A 14,905-nucleotide genomic window follows, 5' to 3' on the forward strand; every position below is an offset into this window, starting at 1 on the left:
TCTAGCGGGCTTTCATTTGATATAGGGTGAACTATTTTTCATTCACGAACAGCCATATCTCCCGCTTGTGGAGATAATAGTAATAATAGTAGTTCGCAAAAAATTGGTTCATAGATATTCAGTTAAAATAATTTAGATAACAGATTGATCATAATCTTTTAAAAAAAGAAGTCAAGAAGGTTCTACTGATGATTCATTCACAGTTGCTAAACTGCCTGATTCACCAAGTTTAGCTGCTGCTCGTTTCTCTGATAGATCCACCATTTTAGCTGCAACCAAGTCACCTGTTACATTACCTAATGTAAACACCATATCGACAATGATATTAATCCCTGCTGTTAACGCAACGATCTCAATTGGCAAACCTGCTTGAGCAAATACTGCAGACATCGCGATCAAACCAGTGCCAGGAACGCCAGCTGTACCCACTGCTGTCAATGTACCAATTAAGATAATCGACACAAGCTCTACAATACTTAAATCGATGCCCATGATTTCTGATGCAAAGATCACCGCAACACCTAAGCGCAATGCTGTACCGTTCATATTCACAGTTGCACCAATTGGCAATGTTAAGTTCGCAATGCTTTCATCAATGCCTGCTTTTTTCGCTGCACGAATCGAAATTGGCAATGTGCCTAAGCTACTTGCTGTCACAAATGATGTCAGCATACATTCTTTGATATCACGGTAGAACTGAATAACCTTACAGCCCCATAATTTCAAAATGAGTGGATAGAAAACCACTAGTAATAAGCCAACGCCAATGTATGAAGTTAAAATAAATTTACCCAATGCAATCACAGTATCCAAGCCTTGCGCACCAATTGTTGCCGCTGTAATGCCAAATACACCAATCGGTGCATATTGCAAAATACCGCTCAAGATTCTTAACGTCACTTCATTCGCAGCTTCCACAAATTTCATGAGAGTTTCACCCATATCTTTGTGAACGTCATTTTCAGAATGGCGCATATACAACATAGAGATACCAATGATGATCGCCACAAATACGATCGCTAAAATATTACCATCTGCAAATGTTTTCACAATATTTGTTGGCACCATATTAATGATCGTATCCAAGAAACTTGGACGATCAGGCACAGTCACAGAAAGACCTTCTTTTAACTTTACGCCAGCACCAGGATTCATCAATTTTGCAATCACAATACCAATCACAACAGATAATGCTGTCGTTACAATATAGATTGGAAAAACTTTTACACCAATGCGCCCCAACTCAGATGGGCTTGAATGATTCACAGCAACAACTAATGATAAGAAAATGAGCGGAATTACGATCATTTTCAACAAATTCATAAAGATCGCACCTAGCGGTGAAAAAATTTCATTTTGTGGGCCCAGTACAACACCAAAAACCAATCCAAGAATAAAACCTACCGTAATTTTGAGCATAAAAGATTTGCTCATGTACCAATTCCACAACAACTTCACTACATTCCTCCTTAAAACATTCTTATTTTTACCGATGAAAATATCAATCCAAAGATTGACGACTTCGGTAAAATACTGATACAACTGATGTCCAGAATTTTTGATGAACATAACCTATAATTTGATCTAGGTCATGCAGTCGGCTAGATTAGTAGTAAATGTGTTATAAATGCAAGCGAGCTTTCCGCATTAATTCATTCCATATTGGATTGAACAGTAGTTTTATATTTTTAAGGACAAGATGTATGAACCTTTCTCAAATACCGCGCAAACAGATTCCATCGATGGCTTCTTTGCAGTGTTTTGAAGCCTCAGCGCGTTATTTAAGTTTCACGCAAGCAGCTGAAGAACTCTTTTTGACTCAAAGCGCTGTGAGTAAACAAGTGGCGCAATTAGAAGCAACGTTACAAACAAGTTTATTTTACCGTGTACGTAAGCGTTTGAAATTATCCGCAGCTGGTGCTGCTTATTTGCCAGAAGTAAGAAAAATTCTCGGTATCGTGGAAGATTCTACTTTGCATATGCTCACTTATGGTGGCGATCGTGAAATTTTAAGCCTAGCCGCTCACCCAACATTTGGTGCGCGCTGGCTTATTCCTGCACTCAAAGAATTTTATGATATCTATCCCAACATTCATTTAAACCTTAAAGATTATGTTCAACCTTTTGACTTAGCCAAAGCAGGCATTGATGTTGCCTTCATATTTGGTGGTGGCGTTTGGGAAGATATTGAATGTATCAAATTATTCGATGAATGGATGATACCTGTTTGTCATCCAACATTCCTTCAAGATAAAGGTCATCCCATTAAAGAGTTGGAAGATTTCAAACATTACACCTTATTACAATGTCAATCTCGTGTAGCTTCTTGGTACTTATATTTTTCTAGCCAAGGTGCCAACATAGATAATTGTTATCAAGGCCCTGAATTCGAGACTTGGTCGGCTTGTATTCGTGCTGCTGAAATGGGTTATGGCATCGCTTTAGTGCCAAAATTTTTAGCACAAGAAGAATTAGAACGCGGAACTTTGATCATTCCTTGGGATTATGAACTTGATAGCCACGGCGCTTATTATTTAGCTTATGAAGCACAATCCATTGATATTCCTAGAATTAAAAAATTCATTACTTGGCTAAAAAGTCACTTAGCGAACATGAGTGCCCTAGAATCGGAAAAAAAGGAATAATTCACAGCATTTTTTTCGTTTGAACCACTTTCAGATTTTTGATTTCATAACTCCATAATCAATAGCACTGATCATACTTTTCCATGAGAGGAAAGCCATCAGTGTTATCTTTGGAGGAAACTACATGAGCATTACATCAGCACTTTCTATCGTGCACCCTATCACTTTGTCTCACGGCTTGAATGCTAAAGTTTGGGATGAAAGCGGTAAATCTTACATCGACTTCGTTGGTGGCATTGGTGTTTTAAACTTAGGTCACTGTAATCCTAAGATCGTTGCTGCAATTACTGAACAAGCACAAAAATTAACTCATTATGCTTACAATGCTGTACCACATGGCACATATCCGAAAGCAATGAGTGCTTTGGCAAAGTTTGTTCCAACTGCAAAGCCAATGGTGGGCATGTTCACTAACTGCGGTGCAGAAGCGACAGAAAATGCTTTGAAAATTGCACGCTTACAAACTAAGCGCACTGGCGTAATCGCATTTGATGGTGGCTTTCATGGCCGTACATTGGCTGCATTGAACTTGAATGGTAAAGTTGCACCCTACAAACAAGGCATTGGCCCATTGCCTGGTCCTGTTTATCATTTACCTTTCCCAAGTAAAGACACAGGTGTCACTTGCGCTGAAGCTAAAGCAGCATTGGCACGTTTATTCAGTGTAGAAGTAGATGTACAAAATATCGCATGTATTTTCCTAGAGCCAATCCAAGGTGAAGCAGGCTTCCAATTGATGGATAAAGAGTTCGCACAATACTTGCGTGAATTCTGTGACCAAAATGGCATTTTATTAGTGTTAGATGAAATCCAATCAGGCTTTGGTCGTACAGGTAAACGCTTTGGCTTTGAACATTTAGGCATTGAACCAGATCTATTATTGCTCGCAAAAAGCATCGCAGGTGGCTTGCCATTGGGTGCGGTAATGGGCAAAGAGCATTTGATGAATAATTTACCAAAAGGTAGCTTAGGTGGTACTTATTCAGGCAATCCTATTGCTTGTGCTGCGGCATTGGCAACTATGGAAATTATGTCTGATGATCAGCAAATGGCACAATGGAATCAGCAATACACACAAATGATCGAAAAGTACCATGCAAAATGGCAAACTGAAGGCTTAACATGTGTTGGCCCATTAACAGGTGTGGATGCAATGCGTGGCATTACTTTATTGAATAAAGATGGTTCAGCAGGCACAGAAATATTGGCAAAAGTACTAGCAAGTGCTCGTGAACGTGGTTTGCTATTAATGCCAAGTGGTAAAAGCCGCAACATCATCCGCTTATTAGCACCGATTACAATCGAACCTGAAGTATTAGAAGAAGGCTTGAACATTTTAGGCGAATGTTTAGCTGAAGCAAATCAATAACAATAGTAAAGAATTCATTTGGAGGAACTCACCATGTCAAATACAGCATTTATCTCGCCTGATTTAATCAGAGCGAAATTTTCCAGAGCAATGTCCCACATGTACCGCGATGAAGTACCATTATATGGTGACTTAATGCAGTTGGTTTCTGATGTAAACCAATCAACATTGGACAGCAATCCATTGCTTCATAAACACTTGATCAAAACTGGCGAAATCGAGCGCTTAGATGAAGAACGCCATGGTGCAATTCGTTTGGGTACAGCAGAAGAATTGAACACAATTCGCCGCTTATTTTCAGTCATGGGCATGTTCCCTGTTGGTTATTATGACTTAACTCCTGCGGGTGTTCCAGTTCATTCAACAGCATTCCGTGCGATTCATGAAGATTCTTTGAATGTCAGTCCATTCCGCGTATTCACATCATTATTGCGCTTGGAATTGATTGATGATGCTGACTTACAAAAAGAAGTTAAAGAAATTCTTTCTCAACGCAATATTTTCACTGATGGCGCAATTCGCTTGATTGAAAAGAATGAGAAAGAAGGCGGTTTGAATGAAGCAGATGCTGATGAATTCATTAAAGAAGTGCTAGAAACTTTCCGCTGGCATTCAAATGCAACAGTAACAGCTGATCAATACCAAACTTTGCATGATCAACACCGCTTAATCGCGGACGTTGTAGCATTCAAAGGCCCACACATTAACCACTTAACGCCAAGAACTGTGGACATTGATGTGGTGCAAGATATGATGCCAAAACGTGGCATTACGCCAAAAGCAGTTGTGGAAGGCCCACCTTCACGTAAATGCCCTATTTTGCTTCGTCAAACAAGCTTTAAAGCACTACAAGAAAATGTACGCTTTACAGATCAAGCAGATCAAAATGGCACAGGCAATCACACTGCTCGCTTCGGTGAAATTGAGCAACGCGGTGCAGCATTAACGCCAAAAGGCAGAATTTTGTATGATCAATTGTTGAATCAAACGCGTGCAGAAGTTGGTACAACCAATGAATCTAATGCTGATCAATATCGTGCAGCATTGGCAAAACACTTTGCAGCATTCCCAGACAGCTACAAAGAGTTGCACGATAACAAATTAGCATATTTTGCTTACTATCCAACACAAGATGGCATCGCAAAAGCAGGTTCATTTGCAGCAAATGCTACGATTGAAGATTTAATCGCAGCTGGTGCAATCAGCTATGAACCAATCGTTTATGAAGATTTCTTGCCAGTGAGCGCTGCAGGTATTTTCCAATCTAACTTGGGCGACAATGCACAAGCGGAATATACAATCAGCTCAAATCAAGAAGAATTCATGAGAGATTTAGGTACAAAAACAATCGATGAATTAGAGTTATATGCTTCATCCCAAGCACGTTCGTGGGAAGCATGTAAAGAAGCTTTGGCGATCTAATCTCATCTTTCAAAGCAAATGGCGTTCCTCCCGCCATTTGCTTTTTTTCATGGCATAATATCCCACTATGTTATGCAGTCACTGAGGATATGATCGAATGGCAACATTATTAAACTATAAAATCACCCAACCTGAAACCGAGATTCATGCAACACCTATTTTGTTAATTCATGGCTTATTTGGCGATATGAATAACCTTGGCATGATCGCACGCGGTTTGACGGATTACACAACAATCCAAGTGGATGCACGTAATCATGGTGATTCTTGCCATTCCGATGAAATGAATTATTCTGCGATGGCGCAAGATATCGTAGCCCTACTCGATGATCTAAATATTCCTGAAGTCACAATTATCGGACATTCTATGGGCGGTAAAATTGCAATGAAAGTCACGGAATATATCCCTGAAAAAATCAAAAATCTTATTGTGATTGATGTTGCACCTGTGGCTTACAACGTTCATCGCCATACTGAAATCTTTGCAGCATTGAATGCTGTGAGCGATGCTAAAATTACAGATCGCAAAGAAGCGGCTGAGTTAATGCGCACGATTTTGGATGAAGAATTTGTAATTCAATTCTTATTGAAATCATTCAAGCAAGGTACTTGGAAATTTAATGTGGCAACCTTGCAAGATCGTTATTTAGAGATCATTGGTTGGCAGGATGTTCCTGCTTTCATAAAGCCAACATTATTCATCATTGGCGGTGAATCTGGCTATGTTCGCAAAGAAGATCAAGCATTGATCACAGCACAATTTCCTAATGCAACTGCTAAAGTGATCGCTGGTGCTGGCCATTGGGTTCATGCTCAAAAAACCGATGCGGTGCTCCGCACGATTCATACGTTTTTAGATGAACATAATGATTAATATCTAATAATTCCCAAATATTAAAAAAGCCACTTATGTGGCTTTTTTAATGCTTATTCATTAGTAACTCAGCTAATCATAGACTTTATATTATTGATCTATATAATTTCCTTCATTATTTATAAATAGAAATGGAAGAAAATATTTTGGTTAGCAATATTATCTATATATCTTTGATTGTTCTTTGCTTAGTCTTAATTATTATCTTATTTAAGCAATTAAGAACAACCAATAAACTATTAAAAACTACTCAAGATAAATTTCATACAAAATTATCAGCTTTAGAAAATAAATATGCCTCAACTATAAATACAAAGCCCACAACTACTATTAAGACAACAGTAGAAGAAACACCTATTACGAGACATGAAGCATTTGTTAATAACATTCCTTTATATGCAAAAAAATTCTTTGCTACAACAGCCAGCATTATGTTTACGGCCTTCATTTTATATTCACTTTATTCTTCAGCTGCACAATTTTATGAATCTTACTACAAAACTCTTGGTATTCCTTATTTGGAAGGATTAAATAGAATAAATTCGTGGTCTTTCTATATTTCACATCCTCAAATACTCATAGCAATATTTGTAAGCATTAATATATTACTAATTATTTATATTACGGCTTGGATTGATGCCATAAAGCCTCAAACATCTAGCATATTTAGAAAAATTTTATCTAGTTTCTGCATAGCATTTGTAATTGGATTTTCATATTTTGAATTCTTTAGAATAAGCTCATTATGGTATTACTTTTTCTACATATGCGCATTTACTACCTTCTTAACGTATGCTCAATATTCAGCTAATAAAAATAATAAACCTGCCAAAAAACAAGAAGACAAAATAATTTTATATAGTGTTTCTTATTGTGTTTTAGTCTACAGTTTTAGTTGGTATCCCATTGGTACAGTCTCCGTTAATAACTATATAGCTAGTTACTATGGTCAATCAGCTGGAAAAGATATATTAATTAAAATATTAGATGACAAATATCTGAAATCCCATAACCACATAATGTTAAAAGCTACACAAGAAAATATCTATCTACTCGATTGCGAAGGTTCAGAATGCACAGGCTTACGAAAAATTAATGATGACAAAGTTGCATTAGCCTTTTTTGAAAGAAAAGATTTTACTTTTTACAGTGAAACTAAAGAAAAAATAGATTAATCATTAGTGATTAAAACAACTTCTTCTCGCCCATATTCTCAATCTATTGCTTTTGTGCTATGTTCAGAAAGTAAGCAAAATTACTAAAATTGGGAGGAAGAAGGTTTATGAGAACAAGTAAAATTTTATTGTTATTGTCAGTTTTGATGCCATTTTCAGTGGGCACATTATCCTTGGCAGAAAAAGCCAACAAGCGCGTGGCAATCACTGCGATTGTTGAGCATCCTGCATTGGATCAAGCGCGCCAAGGTGTGATTGATGAACTGAAAGATGCAGGTTATGTGGAAGGTCAAAACTTAACAGTAGAATTCCAAAGCGCACAAGGAAACACTGCAACCGCAGCGCAAATTGCTAAAAAATATGCGGGCGATAATCCTGATGTAATCGTAGGAATCGGCACACCAAGCGCGCAAGCATTGATTGCATCTACAAGAANCTTGGCAGAAAAAGCCAACAAGCGCGTGGCAATCACTGCGATTGTTGAGCATCCTGCATTGGATCAAGCGCGCCAAGGTGTGATTGATGAACTGAAAGATGCAGGTTATGTGGAAGGTCAAAACTTAACAGTAGAATTCCAAAGCGCACAAGGAAACACTGCAACCGCAGCGCAAATTGCTAAAAAATATGCGGGCGATAATCCTGATGTAATCGTAGGAATCGGCACACCAAGCGCGCAAGCATTGATTGCATCTACAAGAACTGTGCCTATCGTTTATACCGCCGTGACAGATCCTGTAGCTGCTAACTTAGTGAGAAGCTGGGAAGCAACAGGCGGTAATGTAACTGGCGTTTCGGATCATTTACCTTTAGAACCACAAGTAGAATTGATCAAAGCGATTGTGCCAACTGTAAAAAATGTCGGCTTTGTTTATAGCCCTGGCGAAGTGAACTCAACAATTGTGTTAAAAGAACTTCAAGAAGTTTTAGATAAAGATGGCATTAAAGTTGTGGCAGCACCTGCACAACGCACGACAGACATTTCTACTGCTGTAAAAAGTTTACAAGGTCGTGTAGATGTGATTTATACAAGCACAGATAACAATGTGGTTTCTGCTTATGAATCCATGTATCAAGCTGCTGTGCAAACTAAAATTCCATTGATTGCATCGGATACTTCATCTGCTGAACGTGGTGCTGTTGCAGCATTAGGTGGTGACTATTACGGCATGGGCAGACAAACAGGCAAATTGGTTGTGCGCATTTTAGAAGGTGAAAAAGCAGGTGACATTCCTTCTGAAAAACCACAAAAAACACAATTGTATGTCAATGTAAAAGCAGCAAAACAACAAGGCGCAACATTGCCACAATCTATGATTGATTCGGCAACTAAGGTTATTGAGTAAATTATTCTGGAGCATCGATGTCTTTAATTTCTTTATTTGGCGCCTTGGAAGTTGGGCTAATCTACGGATTGGTTGCCCTTGGCGTCTTAATTTCATTTCGTATCTTAAACTTCCCTGACTTAACCGCCGATGGTAGTTTTCCTTTAGGCGGTGCAATTTGTGCCATTTGTATCGTTTCTGGCATGAATCCTTGGCTCGCAACATTGCTTGGCACATTAGGCGGTGCAATGGCTGGCTTTGTCACAGCCTGGCTCAATGTTTCATTAAGAATCATGCAATTATTGGCAAGTATTTTGGTAATGATCGCACTCTATTCTGTGAATTTACGAATCATGGGGGCACCAAACGTGCCAATCATTTGGGATCCAACGATTTTCAGCCCATTCATTGCAGAAGATTACAGCAATCAGTTTTGGGTGAAACCTTTAATCATCCTCTTGTTCGTCATCGCGATTAAACTCTTGTTAGATCGCTTCTTTAAAAGCCAAACTGGTTTATCACTCCGTGCAACGGGCGCTAATCCTCGCATGTCCCGCGCGCAAGGCATCAATACTAATGTGATGACTTATTTGGGCATGATGTTATCAAATGCTTTGATTGCTTTGGGCGGTGCTTTATATGTGCAAACACAAGGCGGTGCGGATATTTCCATAGGCATTGGTACAATCGTAATTGGCTTAGCAGCTGTGATCATTGGTGAAACGCTGATCACTTCAAGAAAAATCTTTTGGATTACCCTTTCTGTGATTGTAGGTGCAATCTTATATCGCTTATTCATCGCATTAGCATTGCACAGCGGGCCATTGAATAAAATCGGCATTGGCGCACAGGATTTAAACTTAATCACAGCGGTATTAGTTGTGATTGCCTTGGTATTGCCACAAATCAAAACAAAATTTAAAAGAATGAGAAGGAGAAAACCATCATGATGCAATTAAAAGATATTCGTGTCATTTTTAATGAGCATACTCCTTTGGAAAATATCGCAATTAGAAAGATCAATTTAACGATTCGTGAAGGCGAGTTTGTGACGGTAATCGGCAGTAATGGCGCAGGTAAATCCACGTTATTGAATGTGATCAGTGGCGATATTCCTGTGACAGAAGGCACGATCAAAATCAATGATATCGATGTTACGAATCATTCAGTTTCTAAGCGTGCAAATATGGTGGCACGTGTTTTCCAAGACCCAATGGTGGGCACTTGTGAAGCATTAACCATTGAAGAAAATATGGCACTTGCTTATGGTAGAAACGATGAATCAGGTTTAGGATTAGGCTCAGCGATTACAGAAGAGCGCAGACAAATCTTCCGTGAACATTTGGCAACATTGAATTTAGGCTTAGAAAATCGCTTGGGCGATAGCATGGGCTTATTATCAGGTGGACAACGCCAAGCCATTAGCTTGCTAATGTCATCCCTGCAACCTTCTAAAATTTTATTGTTGGATGAACATACTGCTGCACTTGATCCTAAAACAGCATCTTTCGTTTTACAATTGACAGATAAAATTGTACGCCAAAATAAGCTCACAACATTGATGGTAACACATTCCATGCAGCAGGCTTTAACGTATGGCACGAGAACCATCATGTTACATCAAGGTGAAATCATGCTGGATGTTTCAGGCGAAGTTCGTGAGAATTTAAGCATTTCTGATTTGCTAGAATTATTTGAACATAAAAAAGGCACCAAAGTTAGCGATGATGCCTTATTGCTGGGTTAAATAATTTTATAAATATAAGCATCATCTTTTAGGATGATGCTTATATCTACTTTCCATTATTTCTTCACAACTGGTTGTTGAATCAAATCAAACGTTAAATCCCAGAATTTATCTTCATCAATGGTATGGACGACCTTCGCGATCTTTGTGCCCAATGGCCCTTGGATTGTATAAGCTAAACTTCTACCATAATCCTGCGTATATTCAGTATTCACATCAATCCACTGATTTTTCGATTCTGTAATGATCGATGGATCAATGATAATCGCTGACACTAATAAATCCCAAACATATGAAGTTGCCTTAGGATCTTTAAACTTACGCTCATACCAACTTGTTAAAAACATATCTTTCAATTCTGGATATAAATGTGGCAACGCTTTCATTTTCTCATAGCGATCTTTCGTCACAAATACTTTATCTGTGACATCTAGTCCAACAACTATTTGCTCTTTAAATGGTGCTNCTTCTACCATAATCCTGCGTATATTCAGTATTCACATCAATCCACTGATTTTTCGATTCTGTAATGATCGATGGATCAATGATAATCGCTGACACTAATAAATCCCAAACATATGAAGTTGCCTTAGGATCTTTAAACTTACGCTCATACCAACTTGTTAAAAACATATCTTTCAATTCTGGATATAAATGTGGCAACGCTTTCATTTTCTCATAGCGATCTTTCGTCACAAATACTTTATCTGTGACATCTAGTCCAACAACTATTTGCTCTTTAAATGGTGCTCTTACACACATTTTTGCAGCTTCAGGATCAAACCACCAATTAAATTCAGCCGCTGGCGATGTATTACCAGGTACTTCGAAAGCGCCACCCATATAAATAATGCGCTTCACCAATGGAATAATGTCAGGATCTTTTCGAATTGCCATTGCAACATTAGTGCATGGCCCAATTGCTGCAATTGTGACTTCATTTGGATTTTTATGAATCGTATCAATAATAAAATCAACAGCATCTCGTTCAATTGGCTTCATTTTTGGTGGTTCTAGGTAGATCTTTTTATAAAAAATGTCCCATGATTTAGGTTCACCTGTTGATCTTTCATCATAGCCCAATGAGCCTAAATAATTTGAAGGCCCAATGCCAAACATTTGCTGTTCTAATTTAATGCCTTCATGGCGGCTTGCGCGTAAAGGATAACGAATTCCCTCGACAACAGGGATATCCATGCGATCAATCAATTCCAATTGCTTAATGGCATACGCTGTACCTTCTCGTGACCAAGTATTACCAGAAACTGTTGTCACACCAAGAAGATCTACTTTATCTGAATTCGCGAGCATGATCATAGCCAAACCATCATCAAACAGTTCCACCATATCTGTATCTAGAATTACTTTTTCTTTTGCCATAGTCATTGTCATAGAAGTTGCCAATACTGCTGTGGTTAATAATATTTTTGTAGATTTCATATCATCTCCTGGAATTATTATCGCTTAAACCAACGTGTAATGAATGTAAAAGAAACCTGACCTCGGCGTACTTGATCTAAGAAAACTGCAAGAATAATCACAACACCAATAATCAATCTTTGTGAGTAAGATGCTACGTTAAGCAGTGTTAAACCATTTTGTAAAACGCCCATGATCAATGCACCAATTGCTGTGCCAATCACAGAACCTACACCACCCACTAAACTTGTTCCGCCAATCACAGTTGCAGCAATAGCATCCAACTCATAACCATCACCAGCGATTGGTTGCGCGGCATTCAAGCGCCCCACTAAAATCACTGCACCTAATGCAGCTAAGCCACCATTAATAATATATGCACGAATTTCTAACCAAGAAACATTGATCCCTGATAAACGCACTGCTTCGCGATTACCGCCCAATGCATAAATTTGTCGGCCAAATCTCGTTTGAGTTAATACATAATAACTCACCATCACAACTGCAAAAGCGATAATAACAGGCACAGGCAAACTAAAATTCTGAGTCACTGGTATTTTACCATTGCCTAAATAACGCAATGATTGAGGAAAACTGTAAAGCGTTTTACCACCAGCGATTGTCAATGCTAAACCACGTGCAATCCCCATCATGCCTAATGTTGCAATGAATGGTGGAACCTTCATACACACAATGACAAATCCATTGATTAAGCCACATATCGTGCCAACTAAAATCGCCCCAATGATAGACAGAGCCACAACCAAAAGCACCATGAATTGTGATGGATCTTGACCAATCCATTCCATCCCAGCATGAATGAACGTGCCTAAACATACAGCACTCAATGCAACAATTGATCCTACTGATAAATCAATTCCACCCGTTAAAATCACATAAGTCATCCCTGTTGCGATGATGGAAATGGTTGCCACTTGCAAGAGAATATTCACAATATTATTTGTTTTTAAGAAAACAGGCGAAGCGAAGCTCATACCAATCACAAGCCCGACTAAAACGAGGCCAATCCCGAGATTGGAAATAATGGCAAGTGCAGATGATTTTGTTAGTTTTTGCATAATTATGTCACCCAAATATTTTAAATTCTTCGATTAATGGATTTATACACCCACCATTAAGTGCATCAATTTCTCTTCTGTTGCATCTTTGCGTGCAACTTCACCCACCATTTTGCCTTGTCGCATCACCATAATGCGATTAGATAATAGTAAAAGCTCAGGTAAATCTGAGGAAACCATTACTACAGTGCCACCTTCTTTTGTAAATTCACGCATCAAATCATAAATTTCAGCTTTAGCACCCACATCAATGCCTCGTGTAGGCTCATCAAAAAAGAGGATTTTCACGCCACTTTCTAGCCAGCGAGCCAACACTACTTTTTGCTGATTGCCGCCTGATAATGTACCTGCCGTTTGCTCTTGGCTACTTGCCACAATGCGGAGCTTTTCTAGATTCTTTTGAACGCAATCTTTCTCTTTTTTCTGATCAATGAACAGACCATTCCATAAGCGATGCAATATTGGTAATGTCACATTTTTACGAATACTTGTGCCGAGTACTAAGCCTTGCCCTTTTCGATCTTCTGTTAATAAACCAATGCCAGCATCCACCGCATCTTTTGGGGAACGAATGGCTTTGTGAATGCCATCAATATAAATTTCACCACTGCTTTCATCTGCGCCAAACATGGCACGGAGAATTTCTGTACGCCCTGATCCCACTAAGCCTGCAAAGCCTAAGATTTCACCTGCATGCACATCGAAAGATAATTTCTGCACATGGGAATTTTCGAGGTTTTTCACGCTGAGTTTGACATGACTATAATCCGTATAATCTTCTTCATTGGATGCTTTGATCTCTCTGCCAACCATTAATTTAATGATCTCATTATTGTTAGTATCTTTATAAAGCATTGTGCCTGTACGAACGCCATCGCGTAAAACAGTGACACGATCGGCAATATGATTAAATTCTTCTAAGCGATGGGAAATATAAACCATACCAACGCCTTTTGCTTTCAATTGATGAATGATTCTAAAGAGCGTTTCAGTGTTTTTACGAGAAATGGATGCCGTTGGCTCATCAAAAATGATGATTTTATAATCATGTAAAATAGCTTTGGCGATTTCCACCATTTGTTGCTGTGCGATGGATAATGAACTAACTTTAGCATTTGGGGAAATATCCAATTCCAACTCATCGATCACTTTCTTGGAACGATCATACATCTCTTTCCATTTCATCTGACCAAATGCATTGTGCTTTTCACTACCAAGAAATATATTTTCTAAAACTGTCAGCTCAGAAACTAATAATAATTCCTGATGAATAAAACCAATGCCTTTTTGTTGTGCTTCTTTCACTGTAGTAGGTTTGTAATCTTGCCCAAATAACGTCATCGATCCGCTATTGGCAGGATAAACGCCTGCAATTATTTTACAAAGTGTTGATTTACCTGCGCCATTTTCACCTACCAAGCAGTGAACTTCGCCAGCATGTAATGTAAAATCTACGCCTTTCAGGACTTCCACTTGATTGAAAGCCTTTGTTACCTCATGCATCTCGAAAACAATTCTTCTATCTATTTCATTCATATCATTATTCTTTTAATNTGTTGATTTACCTGCGCCATTTTCACCTACCAAGCAGTGAACTTCGCCAGCATGTAATGTAAAATCTACGCCTTTCAGGACTTCCACTTGATTGAAAGCCTTTGTTACCTCATGCATCTCGAAAACAATTCTTCTATCTATTTCATTCATATCATTATTCTTTTAATTAAATAGTTAATGAAAATTTCAACTACTGTATAGATTTGCTTGCTTAACAATTTTACTACATAATAATCATGCTTTGTTGTGATTTCTCTATTTTTACTATATCAATTAATCAGAGGTAAATCAGTATGAAA

13 protein-coding genes and 1 pseudogene are annotated in these 14,905 nt (G+C 38.4%); 8 read left to right on the forward strand and 6 right to left on the reverse strand.

What is annotated here, in order from left to right:
* Nucleotides 1–171 precede the first annotated feature (171 nt).
* Nucleotides 172–1,434, reverse strand: coding sequence for a dicarboxylate/amino acid:cation symporter (locus tag BZK16_RS10915; protein WP_233145281.1), 1,263 nt, complete (start codon nucleotides 1,432–1,434; stop codon nucleotides 172–174).
* A 269-nt stretch (nucleotides 1,435–1,703) separates the two neighbouring features.
* On the opposite strand from BZK16_RS10915, the gene BZK16_RS10920 reads away from it, so the two are divergent.
* From BZK16_RS10920 to BZK16_RS10955, 8 genes are all read left to right on the forward strand, one after another.
* Nucleotides 1,704–2,645, forward strand: coding sequence for a LysR substrate-binding domain-containing protein (locus BZK16_RS10920; RefSeq protein WP_233145282.1), 942 nt, complete (start codon nucleotides 1,704–1,706; stop codon nucleotides 2,643–2,645).
* A 124-nt stretch (nucleotides 2,646–2,769) separates the two neighbouring features.
* Entirely contained in the window at nucleotides 2,770–4,014 is a 1,245-nt protein-coding gene (locus BZK16_RS10925; RefSeq protein WP_077928928.1) for a 2-aminoadipate transaminase, read from the forward strand.
* Between the two features lie 33 nt (nucleotides 4,015–4,047).
* A complete protein-coding gene (hglS, locus tag BZK16_RS10930; RefSeq protein ID WP_077928929.1) occupies nucleotides 4,048–5,436 on the forward strand; it encodes a 2-oxoadipate dioxygenase/decarboxylase HglS in 1,389 nt (462 codons plus the stop codon).
* A 97-nt stretch (nucleotides 5,437–5,533) separates the two neighbouring features.
* Nucleotides 5,534–6,310, forward strand: a complete 777-nt coding sequence (locus tag BZK16_RS10935; RefSeq protein WP_077928930.1) for an alpha/beta fold hydrolase — start codon at nucleotides 5,534–5,536, stop codon at nucleotides 6,308–6,310.
* 131 nt (nucleotides 6,311–6,441) lie between these two features.
* Nucleotides 6,442–7,485 carry a hypothetical protein gene (locus BZK16_RS10940; RefSeq protein ID WP_077928931.1) on the forward strand — a complete coding sequence of 348 codons (1,044 nt, stop codon included), beginning with the start codon at nucleotides 6,442–6,444 and terminating at the stop codon, nucleotides 7,483–7,485.
* 146 nt (nucleotides 7,486–7,631) lie between these two features.
* Entirely contained in the window at nucleotides 7,632–8,828 is a 1,197-nt protein-coding gene (locus tag BZK16_RS10945) for an ABC transporter substrate-binding protein (RefSeq protein ID WP_077928960.1), read from the forward strand.
* Between the two features lie 17 nt (nucleotides 8,829–8,845).
* Nucleotides 8,846–9,757 (forward strand): ABC transporter permease, encoded by a 912-nt coding sequence (locus BZK16_RS10950; protein ID WP_077928932.1) that lies wholly within the window; start codon nucleotides 8,846–8,848, stop codon nucleotides 9,755–9,757.
* Entirely contained in the window at nucleotides 9,754–10,554 is an 801-nt protein-coding gene (locus BZK16_RS10955; protein ID WP_077928933.1) for an ABC transporter ATP-binding protein, read from the forward strand. Before BZK16_RS10950 ends, BZK16_RS10955 begins: the two co-directional genes overlap by 4 nt.
* Nucleotides 10,555–10,610: 56 nt before the next feature.
* Here the strand turns inward: BZK16_RS10955 and BZK16_RS10960 are convergent, their stop codons facing one another.
* The 5 genes and pseudogenes from BZK16_RS10960 to BZK16_RS10980 all read right to left on the reverse strand — a co-directional run.
* Nucleotides 10,611–11,030 (reverse strand): nucleoside hydrolase, encoded by a 420-nt coding sequence (locus BZK16_RS10960; RefSeq protein WP_077928934.1) that lies wholly within the window; start codon nucleotides 11,028–11,030, stop codon nucleotides 10,611–10,613.
* Nucleotides 11,008–11,994 (reverse strand): nucleoside hydrolase, encoded by a 987-nt coding sequence (locus BZK16_RS10965; RefSeq protein WP_077928935.1) that lies wholly within the window; start codon nucleotides 11,992–11,994, stop codon nucleotides 11,008–11,010. Before BZK16_RS10965 ends, BZK16_RS10960 begins: the two co-directional genes overlap by 23 nt.
* 17 nt (nucleotides 11,995–12,011) lie before the next feature.
* Complete coding sequence (locus BZK16_RS10970; RefSeq protein WP_077928936.1) at nucleotides 12,012–13,052, reverse strand: ABC transporter permease; 1,041 nt, start codon at nucleotides 13,050–13,052, stop codon at nucleotides 12,012–12,014.
* Nucleotides 13,053–13,094: 42 nt separating this feature from the next.
* On the reverse strand, nucleotides 13,095–14,588 hold the full coding sequence (locus BZK16_RS10975) for a sugar ABC transporter ATP-binding protein (protein WP_077928937.1): 1,494 nt from the start codon (nucleotides 14,586–14,588) through the stop codon (nucleotides 13,095–13,097).
* An 18-nt stretch (nucleotides 14,589–14,606) separates the two neighbouring features.
* Nucleotides 14,607–14,756 (reverse strand): annotated as a pseudogene (locus tag BZK16_RS10980) (ATP-binding cassette domain-containing protein); the annotation flags it as partial.
* Nucleotides 14,757–14,905: the final 149 nt, after the last annotated feature.

The organism is Wohlfahrtiimonas populi (assembly GCF_002006795.1).
Taxonomy (GTDB): Bacteria; Pseudomonadota; Gammaproteobacteria; order Cardiobacteriales; family Wohlfahrtiimonadaceae; genus Wohlfahrtiimonas; species Wohlfahrtiimonas populi.

Bases quoted from the DNA above. Each gene is read 5' to 3' on its own strand.
- BZK16_RS10915 (WP_233145281.1), bottom strand. From the start codon at position 1,434: ATGAGCAAATCTTTTATGCTCAAAATTACGGTAGGTTTTATTCTTGGA.
- BZK16_RS10920 (WP_233145282.1), top strand. From the start codon at position 1,704: ATGAACCTTTCTCAAATACCGCGCAAACAGATTCCATCGATGGCTTCT.
- BZK16_RS10925 (WP_077928928.1), top strand. From the start codon at position 2,770: ATGAGCATTACATCAGCACTTTCTATCGTGCACCCTATCACTTTGTCT.
- hglS (WP_077928929.1), top strand. From the start codon at position 4,048: ATGTCAAATACAGCATTTATCTCGCCTGATTTAATCAGAGCGAAATTT.
- BZK16_RS10935 (WP_077928930.1), top strand. From the start codon at position 5,534: ATGGCAACATTATTAAACTATAAAATCACCCAACCTGAAACCGAGATT.
- BZK16_RS10940 (WP_077928931.1), top strand. From the start codon at position 6,442: ATGGAAGAAAATATTTTGGTTAGCAATATTATCTATATATCTTTGATT.
- BZK16_RS10950 (WP_077928932.1), top strand. From the start codon at position 8,846: ATGTCTTTAATTTCTTTATTTGGCGCCTTGGAAGTTGGGCTAATCTAC.
- BZK16_RS10955 (WP_077928933.1), top strand. From the start codon at position 9,754: ATGATGCAATTAAAAGATATTCGTGTCATTTTTAATGAGCATACTCCT.
- BZK16_RS10970 (WP_077928936.1), bottom strand. From the start codon at position 13,052: ATGCAAAAACTAACAAAATCATCTGCACTTGCCATTATTTCCAATCTC.
- BZK16_RS10975 (WP_077928937.1), bottom strand. From the start codon at position 14,588: ATGAATGAAATAGATAGAAGAATTGTTTTCGAGATGCATGAGGTAACA.